Below are 300 nucleotides of genomic sequence, written 5' to 3'. Positions count from 1 at the left end.
ATCTAGAACCAGCAAATAATCACCGTCTTTCTAGCCTTTGTGGCCCTTTTGATGACAACATCAAGCACCTAGAACGTCGCCTTGGCGTTGAAATCAACTATCGTGGTAACCACTTCTCCATCGTGGGCCAACCTCATACCGCCTCTGCGGCACTCGATATCGTTAAAAGACTTTACGTTCAAACTGCGCCTGTTCGTGGCAATATCCCTGATATAGAGCCAGAGCAAATCCATCTAGAAGTGAAAGAAAGTGGCGTCCTTGAGCAAGCTGCCGAAGCTGAGTTCTCGCACGGCAAAGAAG

At 48.3% G+C, this 300-nt stretch carries 1 pseudogene; it reads left to right on the top strand.

From position 1 onward, the window contains the following. Nucleotides 1-300, top strand: a pseudogene (locus AB4585_RS29335) (PhoH family protein); the annotation flags it as partial.

Source organism: Vibrio sp. 10N.222.49.C9 (assembly GCF_041474985.1).
Lineage (GTDB): Bacteria > Pseudomonadota > Gammaproteobacteria > Enterobacterales > Vibrionaceae > Vibrio > Vibrio crassostreae_C.
Note: the sequence above shows the minus strand (reverse complement) of the source record. Positions and strands in the feature narration are given on the sequence as shown.